This window comes from Flavobacterium aestuarii (assembly GCF_040049115.1).
Classification (GTDB): Bacteria; Bacteroidota; Bacteroidia; order Flavobacteriales; family Flavobacteriaceae; genus Flavobacterium; species Flavobacterium aestuarii.
In genome coordinates, this window is record NZ_JBDLZZ010000007.1 from 1 (window position 1) to 20,340 (window position 20,340).

14 protein-coding genes and 1 pseudogene are annotated in these 20,340 nt (G+C 35.4%); 11 read left to right on the top strand and 4 right to left on the bottom strand.

Going from position 1 to position 20,340, the window contains the following annotated elements:
- The first annotated feature begins 131 nt into the window (after window positions 1-131).
- Window positions 132-989: an FRG domain-containing protein gene (locus ABEG11_RS09060; RefSeq protein WP_348823851.1), complete on the top strand. Its 858-nt coding sequence runs from the start codon at window positions 132-134 to the stop codon at window positions 987-989.
- Window positions 990-1,157: 168 nt separating this feature from the next.
- Window positions 1,158-2,000 carry a hypothetical protein gene (locus ABEG11_RS09065; RefSeq protein ID WP_348823852.1) on the top strand — a complete coding sequence of 281 codons (843 nt, stop codon included), beginning with the start codon at window positions 1,158-1,160 and terminating at the stop codon, window positions 1,998-2,000.
- Window positions 2,001-2,214: 214 nt separating this feature from the next.
- On the opposite strand, the gene ABEG11_RS09070 is transcribed toward ABEG11_RS09065, so the two are convergent.
- Window positions 2,215-4,875: an MGH1-like glycoside hydrolase domain-containing protein gene (locus tag ABEG11_RS09070; RefSeq protein WP_348823853.1), complete on the bottom strand. Its 2,661-nt coding sequence runs from the start codon at window positions 4,873-4,875 to the stop codon at window positions 2,215-2,217.
- Window positions 4,876-5,245: 370 nt separating this feature from the next.
- On the opposite strand from ABEG11_RS09070, the gene ABEG11_RS09075 reads away from it, so the two are divergent.
- The gene (locus ABEG11_RS09075) at window positions 5,246-5,737 is read left to right on the top strand and encodes a hypothetical protein (protein ID WP_348823854.1); all 492 of its coding nucleotides are present in this window, start codon (window positions 5,246-5,248) and stop codon (window positions 5,735-5,737) included.
- Between the two features lie 207 nt (window positions 5,738-5,944).
- On the opposite strand, the gene ABEG11_RS09080 is transcribed toward ABEG11_RS09075, so the two are convergent.
- Window positions 5,945-6,901 carry an L-threonine 3-dehydrogenase gene (locus ABEG11_RS09080; RefSeq protein WP_348823855.1) on the bottom strand — a complete coding sequence of 319 codons (957 nt, stop codon included), beginning with the start codon at window positions 6,899-6,901 and terminating at the stop codon, window positions 5,945-5,947.
- A gap of 288 nt (window positions 6,902-7,189) precedes the next feature.
- Between ABEG11_RS09080 and ABEG11_RS09085 the strand changes: the two genes are divergently transcribed.
- From ABEG11_RS09085 to ABEG11_RS09120, 8 genes and pseudogenes are all read left to right on the top strand, one after another.
- Window positions 7,190-7,876, top strand: a complete 687-nt coding sequence (locus ABEG11_RS09085; RefSeq protein ID WP_348823856.1) for a hypothetical protein — start codon at window positions 7,190-7,192, stop codon at window positions 7,874-7,876.
- 89 nt (window positions 7,877-7,965) lie between these two features.
- The gene (gene mfd, locus ABEG11_RS09090) at window positions 7,966-11,244 is read left to right on the top strand and encodes a transcription-repair coupling factor (RefSeq protein WP_435302838.1); all 3,279 of its coding nucleotides are present in this window, start codon (window positions 7,966-7,968) and stop codon (window positions 11,242-11,244) included.
- Window positions 11,245-11,375: 131 nt separating this feature from the next.
- Window positions 11,376-12,251, top strand: a complete 876-nt coding sequence (locus ABEG11_RS09095) for a sce7726 family protein (RefSeq protein WP_348823858.1) — start codon at window positions 11,376-11,378, stop codon at window positions 12,249-12,251.
- Between the two features lie 3 nt (window positions 12,252-12,254).
- Window positions 12,255-13,205: a sce7725 family protein gene (locus tag ABEG11_RS09100; RefSeq protein WP_348823859.1), complete on the top strand. Its 951-nt coding sequence runs from the start codon at window positions 12,255-12,257 to the stop codon at window positions 13,203-13,205.
- Window positions 13,206-13,210: 5 nt separating this feature from the next.
- Window positions 13,211-14,221, top strand: a complete 1,011-nt coding sequence (locus ABEG11_RS09105) for an RES family NAD+ phosphorylase (protein ID WP_348823860.1) — start codon at window positions 13,211-13,213, stop codon at window positions 14,219-14,221.
- Window positions 14,222-14,234: 13 nt separating this feature from the next.
- Complete coding sequence (locus tag ABEG11_RS09110) at window positions 14,235-14,411, top strand: hypothetical protein (protein WP_348823861.1); 177 nt, start codon at window positions 14,235-14,237, stop codon at window positions 14,409-14,411.
- 88 nt (window positions 14,412-14,499) lie between these two features.
- The gene (locus ABEG11_RS09115) at window positions 14,500-15,432 is read left to right on the top strand and encodes a helix-turn-helix domain-containing protein (RefSeq protein ID WP_348823862.1); all 933 of its coding nucleotides are present in this window, start codon (window positions 14,500-14,502) and stop codon (window positions 15,430-15,432) included.
- Between the two features lie 103 nt (window positions 15,433-15,535).
- Window positions 15,536-16,286, top strand: a pseudogene (locus tag ABEG11_RS09120) (SDR family NAD(P)-dependent oxidoreductase).
- Between the two features lie 164 nt (window positions 16,287-16,450).
- Here the strand turns inward: ABEG11_RS09120 and ABEG11_RS09125 are convergent.
- Together ABEG11_RS09125 and ABEG11_RS09130 are read right to left on the bottom strand one after the other, a co-directional pair.
- Window positions 16,451-18,610, bottom strand: a complete 2,160-nt coding sequence (locus tag ABEG11_RS09125; RefSeq protein WP_348823863.1) for a glycoside hydrolase family 97 protein — start codon at window positions 18,608-18,610, stop codon at window positions 16,451-16,453.
- A gap of 256 nt (window positions 18,611-18,866) precedes the next feature.
- Window positions 18,867-20,228 carry an alpha-amylase family glycosyl hydrolase gene (locus ABEG11_RS09130; protein WP_348823864.1) on the bottom strand — a complete coding sequence of 454 codons (1,362 nt, stop codon included), beginning with the start codon at window positions 20,226-20,228 and terminating at the stop codon, window positions 18,867-18,869.
- Window positions 20,229-20,340 lie beyond the last annotated feature (112 nt).

A 20,340-nucleotide genomic window follows, 5' to 3' on the forward strand; every position in this document is an offset into this window, starting at 1 on the left:
AATTCCTGTTTTAACAACAGTATTTTACTATATTTGTTTGCAATTAAAACGGAGGTTTTTTCACAGACTGACGTTAGCAGTAAGCAATCAGAAAAATTCCGTTAAAAAGGAAATCTAACCAAGAAAGAAAAATGGCAATAAAAAATATAGCATCATTTATCACAGAATTACAAAAAATATCAAGAAGAGGTGATTTTGAACTTTTTTTTAGAGGTCATAATGATATAGATTATCTTTTAAAACCAAGTATTTACAGAACAGAGAATTTAATTAAAAATGAAAATATAATATTTAAAGAGTTTATTTTAAGAACTCCAAGTGATTTTTTAAATGAAAAAAGTGCATTAGAAAAACTAGTAAAAATGCAACATTATGGTTTACCTACAAGATTGTTAGACATAACTACAAATCCTTTAGTTTCGTTATATTTTGCTTGCCTAAATAAAAGAAAAGATGGAAATAATGGCAACGTTATAGTTTTTAAAATTCCAAATTCAGATATTAAATACTACGATAGTGATACGGTTAGTATTTTGTCTAATATTTCAAAAAGAGCATTTGAATTCAATATTGGAGATTTAAATAGAAAAGAAAGCTATACATACAATGACGTAAAATTATTTAACGAACAAGGCGATATTCCTTATCTGCTTCACGAAATAAAAGAAGAAAAATCATATTTTCAATCCATAATTTGTCCAACTGATTTAGAAAGAGTTGTTGCCGTTAAAGTTAAACAAAGTAATAGCCGAATAATAAAACAAAGCGGTGCGTTTTTATTGTTTGGTATAAATAATTCAAAAACAAATCCTGCAAATATTCCAAATGAATGGATTGTAAATCTTGATTCAAAGAAAGTAGATTTTGAAATAGACAATGATAGTAAAAATAACATTTTGAAAGAATTAAATATTTTAGGAATTAGTGAAGCAACTTTATTTCCTGAATTAGAAAATCAAGCACAACATTTGAAAAGAATTTACAGCTAATTTGCCTACTGCTAACCGCTAGTAAGCGATAGTCGGGAATTAGGCTTAATTTAAAAATAGTTTTGTACTTGTAAAAATTATGACTATCCGAAGTATTACGCTTACTTAGCCCCGACCATCGCCTACTAGCCAAACGTTATGCGATATTTTACCTCAAAAACAAAATAAATGAAAGAAATAATTAACTCCATTTTGGATTCAACTAAAGAAAGACTTAAAAATCCATTGCTTGGCTCTTTTATTTTTTCGTGGTTCATTTTTAATTGGAAGCCTATTTTTCATATTATATTCTCAAATAATTCAATTGAAAATAAAATTGATTTCGTTTCTGATTGCTATTCATCTATAAATAACAATTTTTGGTTTCCCCTTTTATTTTCAATCTTCTATATTGTTATTTTTCCTTATGTTTTATGGGGTTTTGACAAATTATCATCAAAAGCAATAATTGGTAGAAAAGAAAATGTTTTAAATTTAACTATTTCAGATATTAGAAATAAACAAAAAATTGCTGTTGAAGAAAGCGATTTAGAAAACATTAAAGCTTCATATAGAGATAAAGCGGATTTAAACAAAAAAATTGAAATTCTAACTAATCAACTCAATGAAAAGAATGAAATAATTCAAATGCAAAATGTTGAATATAATCAAATTAAAAAAGAGGAAAATGAACTTAAAGAACTTATTAAAAATAATTCTGATTCAACATTATATAAAAATGATATTACCGATTTAAATAAACAATATAATGACTTCAAACAATCTGATATGTTTGATTTTTTTGAAGAAATAGGTCCTGAAATTAGTAGACGAAATTCATTACCAAACAAAACTAATGATTTAGTCATCGAAAAATTTAAACATTCAGGGATTATCAAAGAAGAAAGAGATGCCGAAAATCAAAGAAATCTTTATAAATTCACCACAAAAGGAGAATATTTTTGGAAACAATATGTTACGAATTTGAGAATACGTAAAATACCTAAAGAAGAAGATGATTTACCCTTTTAAAAAAAACATCGCATAACCGCTACTACAACGGATTTGGGCAATTGGCTTAATAGAAAAACGGTTTTGTATTTGGGATGATTTGGCAAATCCGAAAATGATCTTGTATAGGATGATGCAATAAAAATGTTTTAAACCATATACATTTATAAGCAAAAACCACCACACAAGACACTTACGGCTTATGAGGCGGTTTTTTTATAAAGTATTTTAAAAGCTATTTTTCTTCCTCATGCAGATGCCGGATAATTTCGGCAATAAGTCCAGTCCATCCCGTCTGGTGATTGGCTCCTAAACCTTTGCCGGTGTCTCCGTCAAAGTATTCAAAAAACAAATGATTTTTATTGAAGAGCGGATCTTCCTGAAATTTTTTGTATTCGCCGTACATTGGAATTTTTGTATTGGTATTGGGAACAAACAGTTTTAATAAACGCTCGGCTAAACCTTCGGCAGCTTCCTGTAAATTTACTAATTCACCAGATCCGGCAGGAAATTCTACTTTGAAATCTTTTCCATAATAGCTGTGAAATTTCTCCAGCGAATCCAAAATCAAGTAATTCATAGGAAACCATATTGGCCCCCTCCAATTGGAATTGCCGCCAAACATATCTCCAGTGGCTTCGGCTGGTGTATAATCTACCTGAATTGTTCCTCCGTCATGCTTAAATTTATAAGGATGCTCCTTATGATACTTAGACAAAGAACGCACTCCAAAATCGGACAGAAATTCCTTTTCGTCGAACATTCGTTTCAGGATCATTTTCATACGATGTCCTCTAAGGGTAGAGAGCAGGCGGGTTTCTCCTTTGCCAGGATTGTACCAGCTGGAAACCAGGCTGGCTAAGTCAGGACGGTTTTTGAGTACCCATTCGACACGGCGTTTAAAGATAGGCAGTTTTTCCAGCAGATCTGGTGTTAATACTTCGACAGCAAATAAAGGGATAAGCCCCACCATCGAACGAATTTTCAGCAATTGGGCATCGCCATTGGCTTTATGTAGCATATCGTAATAAAACTGATCTTCTTCGTCCCAAAGGCTTACTTTGTTTTCTCCCAAAGCTTGCATTGCCCCCGAAATGTGAAGAAAATGCTCAAAGAATTTCGAAGCCATATCTTGATAGACAGGGTTTTTTAGTGATATTTCGCAGGCAATGCGCAACATGTTCAAGCAGTACATTGCCATCCATCCCGTACCATCGGCTTGTTCCAGATGACCGCCTGTTGGCAGAGCGGCAGAACGGTCAAATACTCCGATATTATCCATGCCGAGGAAACCGCCTCCAAAGATGTTATTGCCGTTTTCGTCCTTTAGATTTACCCACCATGTAAAGTTGAGCAGCAGTTTATGAAAAATGCGTTCCAGGAAAACAGTATCACCAGTACCATTATTAGTTTCTTTGTCAATTTCATAGACTTTCCATGTAGCCCAGGCATGTACTGGCGGATTAACATCCGAGAATGACCACTCATAAGCAGGAATCTGACCGTTGGGATGCATGTAATATTCACGGAGAATCACCAATAATTGCCTTTTGGCAAAATCAGGATCTAATCGTGCCAATGGCAAAGTATGAAAAGCCAGATCCCATGCGGCAAACCAGGGGTATTCCCACTTGTCTGGCATTGAGAGAATGTTGGAAGTGTACATGTGTTTCCAAGAGCTGTTGCGTCCTTCTTTCCGGTTGGCATCAGGCCTTGGTGTCGACGGGTCGCCTTTCAGCCATTCAAAAACATTATAATAATACCATTGTTTGGTCCATAACATACCAGCATATGCTTGACGCTGAATGGATTTTAGTTTTTCGTCCGTTACCCCTTTTTGAATGTTCTCATAAAATTCATCGGCTTCATCTATTCTTTTTTTGAAAACAGTATCAAAATCTTCAAAGGCATCTTTAGGCGTACTGTTGGTAAATCGTAAACGGTATATTTTTTTTCCATAGGCAGGAATAACATCATCATAATGAACCGCAGCTTTTGTGCCTATAGCCTCTGGATTTATGCTGTTCTTTTTATTATTGATAATGTAATCGTTTATTCCGTCCTTGGCATAAGCAGATTGTGGTGCCGATTTATAAAGCTTTTCAAAATTGGTTTTATTGTCGCAGAACAGCAGTTCTTTGGCATCTTCTGCATACAAATTGAAAGAACCTACTAATCGGTGGCTGACTTCGATATGCGATTTTCCTGCTCCAGCTAAGGTGGGCTTGTGTTTGTAATTTTCATACCCCCAGCTCCACGTATTTCTAAACCAGATGGTCGGCAGTACCGAAATAGGAGCTGCTGTTTTGGAACGGTTTTCTACTGTAACCTTAATCAAGATATCCTGTTCATCGGCTTTGGCATGTTCGATGGTGATGTCAAAGTACTCATCATTGTCAAAAACCCCTGTGTCGAGCAGTTCATATTCGGGCTCTTGACGGGTTCTTTTTTTGCTTTCTTCTATTAGTTTTTCATACGGAAATGCTGCATGTGGATATTTGTACAGCATTTTTTGATAAGAGTGGGTTGGGGTTGCGTCTTGGTAATAATAAATTTCTTTTACATCTTCACCATGATTGGATTCGGAAGGTGTTAACCCAAATAAACGTTCTTTTAAAATACGGTCTTTGTGATTCCAGAAAGCAAAAGCCAAGCAGATGTGCTGTTTATTATCTGAAATCCCTCCGATGCCTTCTTCGCCCCAGCGGTAGGCTTTGGAACGTGCCATGTCGTGAGTGGTGCTTCCCCAGGCATAGCCACTTTGGGAATAGTCTTCCCTAACGGTTCCCCATTGTCTTTCGCTTAGGTAAGGCCCCCATTTTTTCCAGCCTTTATTATCGGTTCTTAATCCTAACCGAGCTTTTTCAGCGCCTTTTTCTGCATCGCTTTCTGACATACTGTAACGGATTTGTTTCTTAATTTGCAATTTAAAAAAATCACGTGTAAAACTACCTAAAGAATTAACAAAAATCAACGCAGTAAATTATTCAAACGATTTTTGTGAATAGTTTTATTTAATGAATTACTATAAAATCAGAATTTGCTTAAGTTTTGTTTTATAAGGAAAGATTGTAATTGTAATTTTATTATGCTGTTTTAATTTAGATAAGAAATCTTTATCTGGAAATCTTTAAAAGTCTGGCATAACTTTTGTTAAATATTTTAAAAAATTTTCACACTGATATGTTAAAACTTGTTATGAACAAATAAGTGTGAATTGGTATTGGCACAAAAAAGTTCAGTTAATTTAAAACAGTTTTAAGAGTATGAAAATAATTAGATTTTTAGCAATTATTCTTGCAGGTATCTTGATGAATAGTTGTATGGTTCTTAAAGAGCCTACAATTGTAAAGGATGACAAAATTGATCAGTATAAATATGTATTTGTATCTCAAACCAACAATTTGACTTCAGGTATAGGAAGTCTATATGGAGGAAATGGCGGTAAATATGGATCTGCTATAAATAACAGTGTCAATCCAAGTGATGTTGTTAAAGGAATACTAATCAAAGAAGGATTTATAAGTCTGCCTGAATTAAAACCAGAACTAGCCACAGAAACTTTAATAGTAAATTATGGAGAAAGTGGTAAAAGATATGAAGGATTCGAATATGCAATAGAAGTAACAATACAATTCATTTCGGCAAAAACAAATACCCTGGTTTGTTCTTGTACAGCAGAAGGACAAGGAGAAACGGAAGCAGATAATGTTAGACAAGCAATAACACGTTGTTTGACAGCTTTGACAGCTAAATAAAAATTGATTTTTTGTATTTTGAAATAGTATGTATCGAAATAGTACTGCAGTATCATCTTTAAAAACCTTAAAGCCGCGTGAGGGATAGGAATAAGCTGCCGAAGCAGCATGGATAGCCCGACAGCATAAAGGAAAGGAGCCGACTAACCGTTATGATGAGCTGGCTCCTTTTCTTTATGGTGGCACGTCCAAATGTTTTTACTTTTTTCAACCCTCTTGATATTCTTGGCGCAAGTTTTTCAGCATTTCGGAAGTCATGGTTTCGAGATCAAATTTGTGATTCCAGCCCCAGTCTTCTCTGGCACGGCTGTCATCTATACTGGCAGGCCAGGTGTCGGCAATTTTTTGACGGAAGTCGGGATTGTAAGTTACCTCAAGTTCCGGGATGTGTTTTTGGATCTCGGCGGCGATTTCGGCTGGGGTAAAACTGATGGCAGCGAGATTGTAAGAAGAGCGGATTTTGATTTGCTCAGCCGGTGCTTTCATGATGTTGATGGTGGCGGCAATCGCATCGTCCATATACATCATTGGCATTTTGGTTTCAGAATTCAGAAAGCATTCGTATTTTTTGTCGGAAAGAGCTTTGTGGTAAATATCCACGGCATAATCGGTAGTTCCTCCGCCAGGCAGCGTAGTCCAGCTGATTAAACCTGGATAGCGTATGCTTCGTACATCGACACCAAAAAGATTATGATAATATTCGCACCATCTTTCGCCAGACTGCTTGCTGATGCCATATACAGTAGAAGGCTCCATAATGGTGTATTGCGGTGTGTTTTCTTTGGGAGTTGTCGGTCCAAAAACAGCGATGCTCGAAGGCCAGAATATCTTTTGTATTTTTTTGGCTTTCGCCAGATTCAAGACATGAAACAGCGAATTCATGTTCAGATCCCAGGCAAAAGCAGGGTTTTTTTCGGCAGTTGCTGATAGTAAGGCTGCCATCAGATACACATCGGTAATCTGGTGGATTTCGACTAAATGTTCAATCTGGTTAAAATCCAAAGCATTAATTACTTCAAAAGGACCGGAATTGACCACGTCGTTATTCAGTTTTCGAATATCGGAAGCAATCACATTATCGGTTCCGTAAATTGCGCGGAGCTGATGCGTTAATTCGGTGCCAATCTGTCCGCAGGCGCCTATAATTAATATTTTTGGATTCATATCGGAAAAGATTTGTTCTGCAAATATAACGATTTCGTAAAACGAAGTATAAAAATACTTTATTTTTTGTGAATTTTATAAAAAAATAATGTAAAATTTTTTTATATCGTAATTGCTGTCCTATTAAGAGACGGGCTGTTTCCTGCATATTTGAATGTATATTTAATTATTTCCTTTGATTTTTGGAATTGGTTTTTATTATTGAAATTGTTATTGATTTTTGTCATTGATATTACTATTGTCATTGCCATTGATATTTGTAACTTTGTAATTCAAATAATTTGAAAAATGAACAATAAATTTGGGCTGTTTTTTTTGGTGATTTTAATGCAGTTTTCGTGTAATAATAACGACAAGCGGCTTGCTGACCAGTTAAAGGATGCCAAAAAAAGAGAATTGATTTTTACTGAAATAAAAAAAGGCTGGAACTTTTTTGATACTCCAATCAATGAGACTTCTGAAGCAACTATAAAAACCTGGCCACAATGGCGTGACTTTATGGACGAACTGGCTAAAAAGCCGAAGAAAACAATTACCGATTTTCAAAAAAAATCCAAAACGCTTTCGGCTAAAGTAATGGCCTTGAATACCAATATTCCTGCTCAATTTGATACACCACAGATAAGAAGCAGAATTGCTACCTTGATTACGCAAGTAAGAATGCTGGATCTGTATATTAATCTAAGTGATATTTCGGAAAAAAAAGTGGTAAAACTTGTTGCCGAAATTAATATTGAACTGGTTTCCCTGCAAAGACAGATGGATAAGATTGTAGAGAAAAGCAAAATTCCTATGGAAGCTGGAGAATCCGAATTGTTGCAGATGATTATGGATTCAACTAGAGCAATTCAGTCAGGAAATCCGATGATGCCTGGAAATCCGGGAAATAACGGAGCACCTGAAAAATATCATACAATGCCTGGTAATCCAGGAGGAACAGCCAGTCCAAAAAATCCAAATCCAGCACAGCCTTGAGTAAAGCCACTTCTATATATTCGGTTTATGATTCTTCTCCCAAAACGGCTCAGATTGCAGCCAGTCTGCAGGGAAATAATCAGGTAAAAATGCAATTGGACGGTCTGCTGGGATCGGCAGTTTCCTTTGTGATTCATTCGGTTTTTAAGAAATCGGAACTTCCTTTTCTGGTAGTTTTGAATAACAAAGAAGAAGCTGCATATTATCTGAACGATCTGGAACAAATGATCGGCGAACAGGATGTGCTGTTTTATCCAGGTTCTTTCCGACGCCCGTATCAAATTGAAGAAACAGATAATGCTAATGTGCTGCTTCGATCCGAAGTACTCAACAGAATCAATTCCCGTAAAAAACCCGCAGTCATTGTAACGTATCCGGAAGCGCTTTTTGAAAAAGTGGTGACCCGTCAGAATCTGGATAAAAACACTTTGAAAGTTACTGTCGGCGATAAAATTTCGATTGATTTCCTAAACGAGGTTTTGTTCGAATACGAATTCAAAAGAGTAGATTTTATTACAGAACCAGGCGAATTCTCCGTTCGCGGTGGAATTGTCGATGTGTTTTCGTTTTCGAATGACAATCCGTATCGAATAGAGTTTTTTGGCAACGAAGTCGAAAGCATACGGACTTTTGATGTTGCGACCCAATTGTCATTGGAACAAAAGAAAAAAATCACCATTATCCCGAATGTAGAGAATAAAGTTTTTCAGGAGAATAGAGAGAGTTTTCTGGATTATATAGCCGAAAGAACAGTTTTGTTTTTTCAAAACACAGAGAATCTTTTATATGAATTAGATAAACAATTTGCGAAAGCCGAAGAAGCTTTTGAGAAATTGTCCAAAGACATTAAACACGCCACACCGGACCAATTGTTTTTGAACCAAAAGGCATTTGTTAAGAGAGCGTTGGATTTTTCGGTAGTAGAATTTAGTTCCAAAGCTACTTTTAAAACAACCAAAAAGTTCGAATTTCACATTCAGCCACAGCCTTCGTTCAACAAGCAGTTTGATTTACTGCTGAATAATTTGAGCGACAACCATTTTAACGGTTATCAAAATTATTTGTTTTGTTCGAATGAAGCGCAGACGAAACGTTTTCACGACATTTTCGAAAGTTTGGACGAAGCCAATTCCGAGAACATTCGCAAGCAGTACAAGACGATTGTTTTGCCGTTGTACCAAGGTTTCATCGATCAGGAAAACCAAATTTGCTGTTATACCGACCATCAGATTTTTGAGCGTTACCATAAATTCAGTATTAAAAATGGTTATTCGAAGAAGCAGAATTTAACTTTAAAAGAACTTACAACTTTGTCTGTAGGCGATTATGTAACACACATTGATCACGGAATTGGGAAGTTTGGCGGACTGCAAAAAATACAGGTCGAAGGAAAAACGCAGGAAGCGATTAAACTCGTTTATGCAGATAATGACATCGTGTATGTGAGCATTCACTCGCTGCACAAGATATCTAAATACAACGGAAAAGACGGAACGCCTCCCAAAATTTACAAATTAGGATCAAGTGCGTGGAAGACTTTAAAACAAAAAACCAAAGCGAGAGTCAAACATATAGCGTTCAATTTGATTCAATTGTATGCGAAGCGAAGACTCGAAAAAGGATTTCAGTTTGCTCCCGACAGTTATCTGCAAAATGAGTTGGAGAGTTCGTTTATCTACGAAGATACTCCAGACCAAATCAAATCAACACAGGAAGTCAAAGCCGACATGGAGAGCGAGCGCCCGATGGACCGCTTGGTTTGTGGTGACGTGGGATTTGGTAAAACCGAAGTGGCTATTCGAGCGGCTTTCAAGGCTGTCGATAACAGCAAACAAGTAGCAGTTTTGGTACCAACGACCATTTTGGCGTACCAGCATTATAGAACCTTTAGCGAAAGGCTGAAAGATATGCCGGTTTCTATTGGTTATCTGAACCGTTTTAGAACTGCTAAACAAAAAGCGCAAACCTTAAAAGATTTAGCCGAAGGAAAACTTGATATTGTCATTGGGACACATCAACTGGTTAACAAGAATGTGGTTTTCAAAGACCTTGGTTTATTGATTGTCGATGAGGAACAGAAGTTTGGCGTTAACGTAAAAGATAAACTCAAAACGATTGCTGCCAATGTCGATACCTTGACTTTGACAGCAACCCCAATCCCGAGAACGCTACAGTTTTCGCTGATGGCTGCACGAGATTTATCAGTAATCACAACGCCTCCGCCAAATCGTTATCCTATAGAAACGAATGTGGTTGGCTTTAACGAAGAGTTGATCCGCGATGCAATTTCGTATGAAATTCAGCGCAACGGACAGGTTTTCTTCATTAATAATAGAATCGAAAATATCAAAGAAATTGCTGGAATGATTCAGCGTTTGGTGCCTAATGCGAGAGTTGGAATTGGCCACGGACAAATGGATGGAGCCAAACTCGAAGAATTAATGCTGGCTTTCATGAACGGAGAATTCGATGTTCTGGTTGCCACGACCATTATCGAAAGCGGATTGGACGTTCCGAATGCCAACACTATTTTCATCAACAATGCTAATAATTTTGGTCTGTCCGATCTGCATCAAATGAGAGGGCGTGTGGGGCGAAGCAACAAGAAAGCGTTTTGTTATTTCATCTGCCCGCCTTATTCGCACATGACCGAAGATGCCAGAAAACGAATTCAGGCTTTGGAACAATTCAGCGAATTGGGAAGCGGTTTGAACATTGCAATGAAAGACCTTGAAATCCGTGGTGCAGGTGATTTATTGGGAGGAGAACAAAGCGGATTTATCAACGATATTGGTTTTGATACGTACCAAAAAATCATGAACGAGGCTATCGAAGAATTGAAAGAAAACGAATTCAAGGATTTGTACCCTGAAGAAAACAATATCGAGACCAAAGAATACGTCAAAGACCTTCAGATCGATACCGATTTTGAGCTGTTGTTTTCGGACGAATATATTAATAATGTTACCGAGCGTCTGAGTTTATACAACGAACTGGCTGAGGTGAAAAACGAAGATGAACTGGTTGTTTTCCAAAATAAATTAATTGACCGTTTTGGTCCAATGCCTCCGAGAGCTAACGCTTTAATGAACAGCATCCGCATCAAATGGATTGCAACGCGTGTGGGAATCGAAAAATTAGTGATGAAAAAAGGAAAAATGATTGGTTATTTTGTCTCCGATCAGCAATCCGATTATTATACTTCCAACCGCTTTCATAAAGTGATTCAGTTTGTACAGAAAAACAGCAGTATTTGTGTGATGAAAGAAAAGCAGACGCCTAATGGCTTGCGATTGCTGTTGACTTTTGACAATGCAAAAACTACTAGAAGATGTCTGGAGTTGATGCAGATGTTGGGTGGGGAGTAATAACTAATTTTCTTAACATTAATTTTCATATAAAATATTTTGTAAATATTATTTTATAAATTAGCAATATCAATAAGTGTTTTAATAAGTGTAGTGATTGAAAAAAAACAATTTATCTTTGTAAAAAAAGAATGATGTCCAATAAAAACACATATAATCAAAGCCAATTAAGGGATTATTCTTCTTTGTTTTCAAGGAGTGTAGCTGAACTTTGGATGAAATCTAATTTTGATTCAATTGATTATAAAATTGAAAGGTATGATATAAAATGGCAAAATTCAGAAAAAGCTACATATTTAGATTATCTTAAATACGTTTATCAAATCCTTGAAAAAAATTACCAAAACGAATATATTTTTAAAAATTCATTTTTGAATGATTGGTTGATTACAGAAATTGGAAATAATAATACTAAAGTCTTTAATGAATTTAGAGTTGGTAATGCTGTGGCTGATTTAGTTATGTTTAATGGTAAATCTAAAGTATTTGAAATTAAAACAGAATTCGATTCTTCTAAACGTTTAAACTTACAAATTGAAAACTATAGTAAAGCATTTAATCAAATTTTCTTAATTGTTCCTGAAAGTAAATTGACAATTTATTCAAAATTTGATGAAAGCATTGGATTAATATCTTTCAATAATAACGAAAGTTCTGAAAGATTTACTCTTCAAAGAGATGCTGTCACGAATGCTGAAGTTGATTTTGAAACAATAATGAAAGTTCTTCATACAAGTGAATATAAATCGATTGTAAAATCTCTTTATGGTGAATTGCCTGTTATGACTAGTTTTAATCAATATAATATTTGTAAAGAACTTATAAGTAAAATTCCAAATGGTGAATTAAATAAAAGATTCATTGAAAAAATGAAAAGCAGATATTTGGAAAATGTTCTGTCCAATCGTTATTATAAAGAATTTAATCAAATAAGTCTAGCGCTTAAATTAAATAAGAAAGACAGGGAAATTATGATAAAGAATCTAAAATCACCAATAAAATCTTAAACTATGTATTATCCATTTTTAAGAGCAAGGCAGTTTGAGCTAATCGGTTTACGTGAATTAGCAATCGAAGGTGCCATCCAAGGATTTGTTATCCCTATTCTTGAACCTGTAAAATCGATATTTAATAATTTAAATCTTGCATATAGGGTTTTTGAAGAAAAAAATCAGAAAATTTATTTTGTAGTAAATCCATCTGTTGGTGAATTAAAAGGAGATAACAATCATTATTTGGAATACTTAAATGGACTAAATAATCAAATCGTTTTACCTGCATTTCATTATAGAAATAATAGTGAATATAATAATAGTGAGTATATCACTCAAAGCATAAATACTTATGGGCTGAATCAATGTATGTTGATTTGTAAAAATGATATTCGTGAAAATGATGAAGATTTTAAAGTTTTAGCACGATTACAACAGGTAACTGTGATAAATATTGAAGATCCATCTAGAAATAGAGCTTTACATAGATTCGCACAAAGTCTTGGAAAAACTTATGTGAGATTAGATGATTTATTCGAAAAGCAGGCTCGAAATAGTGACTTTTTAAGTATTGAAGAACATAGATTTTCAGAAGAACATATTTATTATACCGAAGACCATTACAATGGTTTTTCCGATTTCACTGTATTACCAAGTGAATTCATTGATGGAGGTAGTACTCCACGTGCTGTAGTGATTCATCTGACCTATTTAAATGCTCAGAATCAGATAATGATTAGGCATTTTACTTCTGAAACCAATGATTCCATTGCAAATATTCAGGGAAAATTTGCAGAAGCTGCTGAAAAAGCTGTGAATTATTGTAGATTAAATCATCTTACAAACTCCGCAATAGAAGAATTAGAAAATTATTTTATTGAACAACACTATCCTGGATTAGGAACTGTAAAAAAAATATCAATAAAAAACCATTTATTGATAGTGTCCAATTATTTAAGAAACAGGTAGCGAATATGGAAGTTTGCCCAAATTGTTTTGCTGATAAAGAACTCAAAGCTTATATTTCTTCATCTACAAATTTAGGATTATGTAAAGTCTGTGATTCTTCAGATGTTCCATTATTAGCAATTGAAGAGCTACTTGAATTTTTTCAAGAACTGATGGATAATTTTCAAGTTTCTTCTGATGGAGAGCCTTTGAAGTCAAAAATCCAAAGCAATTGGAGTTTTTTTTCAAGTCATAGTATTGCATCTACAATTCTTAATGAAGTCATACCGAGAATTACAACTAGTATTCAAAATTCCGAGGGGTTAGTAAATTATACAGAAGATATAATTGAAAATTTTTCTTATTGGGAAAAATTGAAAGAACAATTAAAATGGTCAAATAGATTTATTTCAGATATTGATTATTTAAAAGAATTAGGTTGGGATGGTTTTTTTAATACACAATATGAACTTAAACATTCGGATGAATTATTTAGAGCAAGAGTACATCATAAAAGCAATATGCCAGCTTATGATTCCAAAAATATGATGTGTCCTCCATTAGATTTGGTTGGAGGAGGAAGGGCTAATCCACTTGGAATTCCTTATTTATATTTAAGTAATAATCCTGAAACAGTATTGTATGAAGTTAGAGCATCTTATTTGGATGAATTAAGTATTGGTATATTTCAATTAAAAGAAGAGTTTAAATCTGTAAAAATTGTTGACTTTACAGAAGACACACCATTATTTCAAGATGAGGTGAGGCAAATTATAAAAGCAAAACTTTTAAGAGATAAGATCAGTAGAGATTTATCAAAACCGATGAGAAGGTACGATAGTGAAATTGAGTATATTCCAACTCAATTCATCTGTGAATTTATAAGAATTTTTACTGGGGCTAGTGGGATTCGTTTTGCTAGTTCTTTACACCCATCAGGAAAAAATATTGTTATGTTTAATCAAGATTTGATGGAGTGCAAGCAAGTTTTTTTGAAAAAAATCAATAGTATGAATTTAAGAGCAATTGAACTTTAATAAAAGCAATTTTATGGATAAAGTTTTATTAGAAAATACCGAAAACATTGTTGAAAAAAGCAAAAAGGATTGGTGTAAAGATTTAAGTTCAGAAAAGAAACATGAAATTGAAATCGGTTTATCGGAAGCGGATAATGACCAGTTAATACGTCATAAAGAAACAATGAGTCAGTTTCACAAATGGCATTAAAGTTACTTGGATTTTACACTTCCATATTACTCTTAGTTTTTCATTTGCAAATAATCCCTATATTTGATTTTTACAAATCCACTTCCCAATGAAATCAAGATCAATAGAAAACTTTTACGAGGACATTTCGTCAGAATGTTTTATAGAAAAGAACGCATTACTGCTGCCTAATGGTATTCAAAAAGAAGTTGGGCATTTCAATGTTTTTAATATCAAAGAACTTTATGAGCGGCTGAATGGGAAATCCTGCATGCCTTATGACAAGAGAGCTTATTATAAAATAAGTCTGATCCGCGGGAAGAACAGAGTGGAGTATGCTGACAAGGTAATCGAGGTTGACCAATATGCTCTTTTATTTGCAACACCCAAAATTCCGTATAATTATCTTCCATTGGATATGCAGCAGTCCGGGCATTTTTGTGTTTTTACAAATGAGTTTCTGACAAAGGATAAAACGGGAATGGATTTGGATAAACTGCCTATTTTTCAAACAGACGGTTATCCGGTTTTTCAGTTATCGGAAGAAGAAGTTGTTGAAATTGATTTGATTTTCAAAAAGATACATCAGGAAATCAATTCGGATTATGTTTATAAATACGATTTAATTCGGAATTATGTGGCAGAGCTGATTCACTTCGGGCAAAAACTGCAGCCTGTAACCGCCTTGTATTCTAAACACAATTCGGCAGCCAGAGTTTCGTCTTTATTTGTCGAATTACTCGAAAGACAATTTCCTATTGAATCCTCGCGCCAGCGTCTGGAATTGAAATCTGCCAAGGATTTTGCCGGCCGTTTGTCGGTTCATGTCAATCATCTTAATAAAGTTTTAAAGGAAAACACAGGAAAAACCACTACTGAATTAATCAGTGAACGGCTGATTCAGGAAGCCAAAACATTGTTGAGAGAAACCGATTGGAACGTTTCGGAAATTGCTTATTCACTCGGTTTTGAAGAACTGGCGCATTTCTCTAATTTTTTCAAAAAACAGACTGCGCTGTCACCTTTGTCTTTTCGGGTTTAAATAGTTTGATTTGGATTTTGCAAATTATGGATTGATATTTACAATTATGGATTTTTGTATCTAGACTAATTTTGTCTTAATTAATTTTAAAACAAAATGTAAGATGGGAAATAAAATAGCTCTGGTTACTGGCGGAAGCCGTGGATTAGGAAAAGATATGGCTTTGAGTCTTGCCAAGAAAGGACTGGACGTTGTGTTAACATATCACAGCAAAAAAGCGGAAGCTGAAGAAGTTGTAAATGAAATCGAAAAATTAGGTCAAAAAGCAGTTGCGCTGCAATTGAACGTTGCTGATATAACTAGTTTTGATTCCTTTTTTCAAAATGCATCACTGGCTTTAAAAAACACTTTTGGTACCGATAAAATCGATTATTTAGTCAATAATGCTGGTGTTGGTGCTTATGCAAGTTTTGCCGAAACCACGGAAGCCCAATTTGATGATATGGTTAATATTCATTTCAAAGGAGCTTTTTTTCTGACTCAAAAAGCCTTGAATATAATGAATGACGGCGGTGGAATTGTAAATATTTCGTCTGGACTGGCACGTTTTTCATTTCCTGGATATGCCGCTTATGCGAGCATGAAAGGGGCGATTGAAACATTGACAAGTTATCAGGCGCAGGAATTGGGAGCTAGAAAAATCAGAGTCAATATTGTTGCTCCTGGAGCGATTGAAACCGATTTTGGGGGTGGTGCAGTCCGTGACAACAAAGAGATTAATCAAATGATTGCTTCTCAAACAGCATTGGGAAGAGTGGGGCTATATTGGAAGTGTGGTTGCTTTTTTATGTACAGATGATTCAAAATGGGTAAACGGACAGCGTATTGAGGTTTCCGGGGGAATCCATTTGTAAAATTTATTATTGAATAAACAAAAAAAAGAAGCCTTTCAAAGCTTCTTTTTTTATTCCCAATAAACAACCCTAACCGAATCCCCAAATCTTGCAGCACTTGGGGGAATGCGGCAAGGATTTATTCATCGGAATTTGTCATTACTATTTACACGGGACAAATGTTTTTATAATTTCTTCAATCCTTTCATATCGGCATCAGCTGCTTCCTTGATGCTGATGGCAACTCCTCCGCCTGGAGCCAAATATTGTTTTAATACTGTTTTAGAAGTTACAATTGCTTTGGTCACCGTATATTTTTGAGGATTTTCATTCCAGTTTGCTTCTTTAGCATCGGCATAGATGGTGGCAATGAATTTTTTGCCAGCAGGCAGATAGTCGAAAGTAATGTTGGAAGTTCTTGCATTTTCATCGGTAATGCCGCCAATGAACCATTCGTTTTTACCTTTGGCCTTACGGGCAATGGTGATATAATCACCAGGTTCGGCTTCCAGTATATAGCTGTTGTCCCAGTCTACAGCAACGTCTTTGATGAATTGAAAAGCATCTGGAAAACGTTCATAATTTCCTGGTATATCGGCAGCCATCTGTAACGGACTGTACATAGTCACATAATAAGCCAATTGTTTTACTAGAGTTGTATTGGCACGCTGTCTGCTTCCTGTTCCATAATAGGAAAGATCAGTCTGGAAAATTCCAGGTGTGAAATCCATTGGGCCTCCCATTAAACGGGTAAAAGGCAAAATAGTGGTGTGATCAGGATTTAATCCTCCCATAGATTCGAATTCCGTTCCGCGGGCTGATTCCTGTGCAATCCAGTTTGGAAATGTTCGGTGCAGGCCAGTTGGACGAACGGCTTCGTGGCTGTCAATCATGATTTTATAATCGGCAGCACGTTTGGCTACATTGATATAATGATTGACCATCCATTGCCCGTCATGATGCTCGCCACGCGGAATAATTTTGCCCACATAACCTGTTTTTACAGCATCATAACCATTATCGTTCATGAATTGGAAAGCACGATCCAATCGGCGTTCATAGTTTGTTGCAGATCCTGAAGTTTCGTGGTGCATGATAATCTTTACTCCTTTTGCAGCAGCATAAGCATGAACTGCTTTGACATCAAAATCTGGATAAGGCGTTACATAATCAAAAACTTCTTCTTTCCAGTTGCCAATCCAGTCTTCCCAGCCAATGTTCCAGCCTTCGATAAGGATAGCGTCAAAACCATTTTTGGCCGCAAAATCAATATATTCTTTGGCTCTTTCGGTTGTTGCGCCGTGTTTTCCGTTTGGTGTTAATTTCGAAAAATTATCGGTCAGTTTTACATTATTTTCTTTCCCAAAAGCCCAAGTGCTTTTTCCAGCTACAAAATATTCCCACCAGATTCCGATGTATTTTACCGGTTTTATCCATGATACATCTTTATAGCTCGTTGGTTCGTTGAGGTTCAATATTAATTTTGATGCTAAAATATCAGTGGCTTTATCACTCACAACAATTGTTCTCCATGGTGATTGTGCGTCTGTCTGCATATAGCCTTTATTACCAACAGCATCTGGAGCTAAGTGACTGTGCATTTTATAAGTGGAAGCATCAAGTTCCAGATACATTGCAGGATAATTGATTAAACCAGCTTCGTGAATGTTGATGTATAAACCATCATTGGATTTCATCATCGCTGGCGTTTGAACTGATAATTCTTTTATGGGCCATTGGGCATTGATTTCGATTGTTGCTTTTTTCATCAAAGAAGGGACGTCAGAAATTTTTGAAGTCGTATAGGCATATTCATTGGTATCATAATCGCCTGGAATCCAGAAAATTTTGTGATTGCCGGCTAATTGAAATTCTGTGTGTTCTTCTTTTATCACAAAATAATTCAAGGCATTCTGTTTTGGAAATTCATATCGGAATCCTAACCCGTCATTAAATAACCTGAAACGAATGCGGATGTATCTGTTGTTATTTTTCGCTTGTGCTAAAGTGACAACCAGTTCATTGTAATTATTACGAATGGTTTTTTCTTCGCCCATAACAGGATTCCAGGATTCATCAACTGTTTTTTGCTCCGTATTGGTAATCGAAAAACCATCCATGAACGAAGGCGCATCTTTGATTTCTAATCCTAACGCGCTGGGCTTGATTACTGGTTTTCCTTTGTAGGACAGCTGATAGGAGGGAATTCCATTTTCTTTTAATTCAAATTTTAAGGCAAGGTTTTTATTAGGTGAATTTATCTCTTGTGCTCCTGTTAAAAATGGAGCAAGACAAATCAATAAAAAGAATGCATGCAGCTGTATTTTTTTTAGGGTATAAATCATTTTTTATTTTTTTGGAGTAAAAAGAGTAATGCAAAGGCACACAAAGACATATAGTTTCGAAGTATTAAAAATTTAAACAAATCATACAATTAATTTAAACAAAAAGTTATATGAATTAAATTTTAGCAGTCTTTGTGGCTTTGCAATATTATGATGTGTGTTACAAATAGTTCTTAGTAACGATTTATCATTTTCCGTTACAAATATAAGCAAGAAGATTAGATAGAACCATTTGTAAACCTACCAGTTTATTGTGTTAATTTTTCAACACAATATATTGAAATGGCTGTAAAGTGATTTCCGATGAAATATTTACTGGAGCTCCAAGGGCATTTTTCCAAGCTGTTTTAGAAAGTGAAACGGGTACAATATATTTTGAAGCAGTATTTGTCAAATTAGAAAGCACCAGTACTTTTTCAGTATCCGTTTCCATAGTAAAGGCACTTATAGCTTCGTTGCTGTATCCTTTGTAAGTTCCTCTTTTTATGGCATTGCTTGAATTTCTAAAAGCAATTATCTTTTTGTACTCGGCTAGCATGCTGGCATCGGCAGTACTCCAATCGATTGGGACATTATGAAAATAATCGATTCTTTTGGCATAACCAATTTCCTGTGCGTTATAAATCATTGGTACCGATTTCATATAAGCAGCAACAACAAAAGCAGCAACAGAGCCTTGTTTGCCACCAAATAATTCCAAAGGTGTGCCATCAGTCCAGTTCACGTCGTGGTTTGTAGTGTATCTTACAATACGCTGTGAGTTGTCATAATTAGAGGTATACTCGGCAGCATTTGCATCTTGAATTGTAGTTGCTGATTTTCCTTCTTTGAACACTTTTTTCAAAGCATCAAAATAGCCAAATCCAAAAGTAAAGTCAAAGCCGGCAACAAAATGACTCGCTTTGGAACCTTCTGCAAGCATCAATATATTTTGATTTTTAATTTTTCGCAAGGCAGTGATAGCTTGTGTCCAGAAATTCTGAGGAACAAAATCTGCATAATCACAACGGAAACCATCAATGTTTGCACTATAAACCCAATAGGACATAGCATCAATCATTGCAGTGCGCATTTCCTGATTGTTAAAATCTAATTGTGCTACATCATTATATCCTGGAGGTGAAACAATTTTACCTTTATCATCTTTTTGATACCAATCTGGATGAGCAGATATCCAGGCATTATCCCAGGCAGTATGGTTTGCAACCCAGTCAAGGATTACCGCCATGTTTTTTTTATGGGCTTCATCTACCAGAGTACGCAAGTCTTCTAGTGATCCAAATGCTGTATTTACTGCTTTGTAGTCCTTAACGGCATAGGGTGATCCAATACCTTTTTCGACACCAATAGGGTAAATTGGCATTAAATAAATAACATTGGCACCTAACTCTTGGATATGAGCCAGTTTTTCCTGAACTCCTTTCAGGGTTCCTGCCTGACTGAAGGCACGGATATTAACTTGATAGATTATGGCATCTTCTTTTTTTGGCATTTTTTCAAATGCTGTTCCATATTGTGGATATGCGGGTGCAGGAGATGACTCATCATCTGAGGAATTGCAGGATGCGAATACCGAAGAAAAGATAAGGGCAAAAACTATGTTGATATATACTTTCATTTTTTTAATTTTTTAATAATAATCCCTATTTGTTTGTAATGGCTGCATCCCTCCATACTTTTATTAAGAAAGAAGGATGCATTTTTAACTAACCAAAACCATTACACTGAAT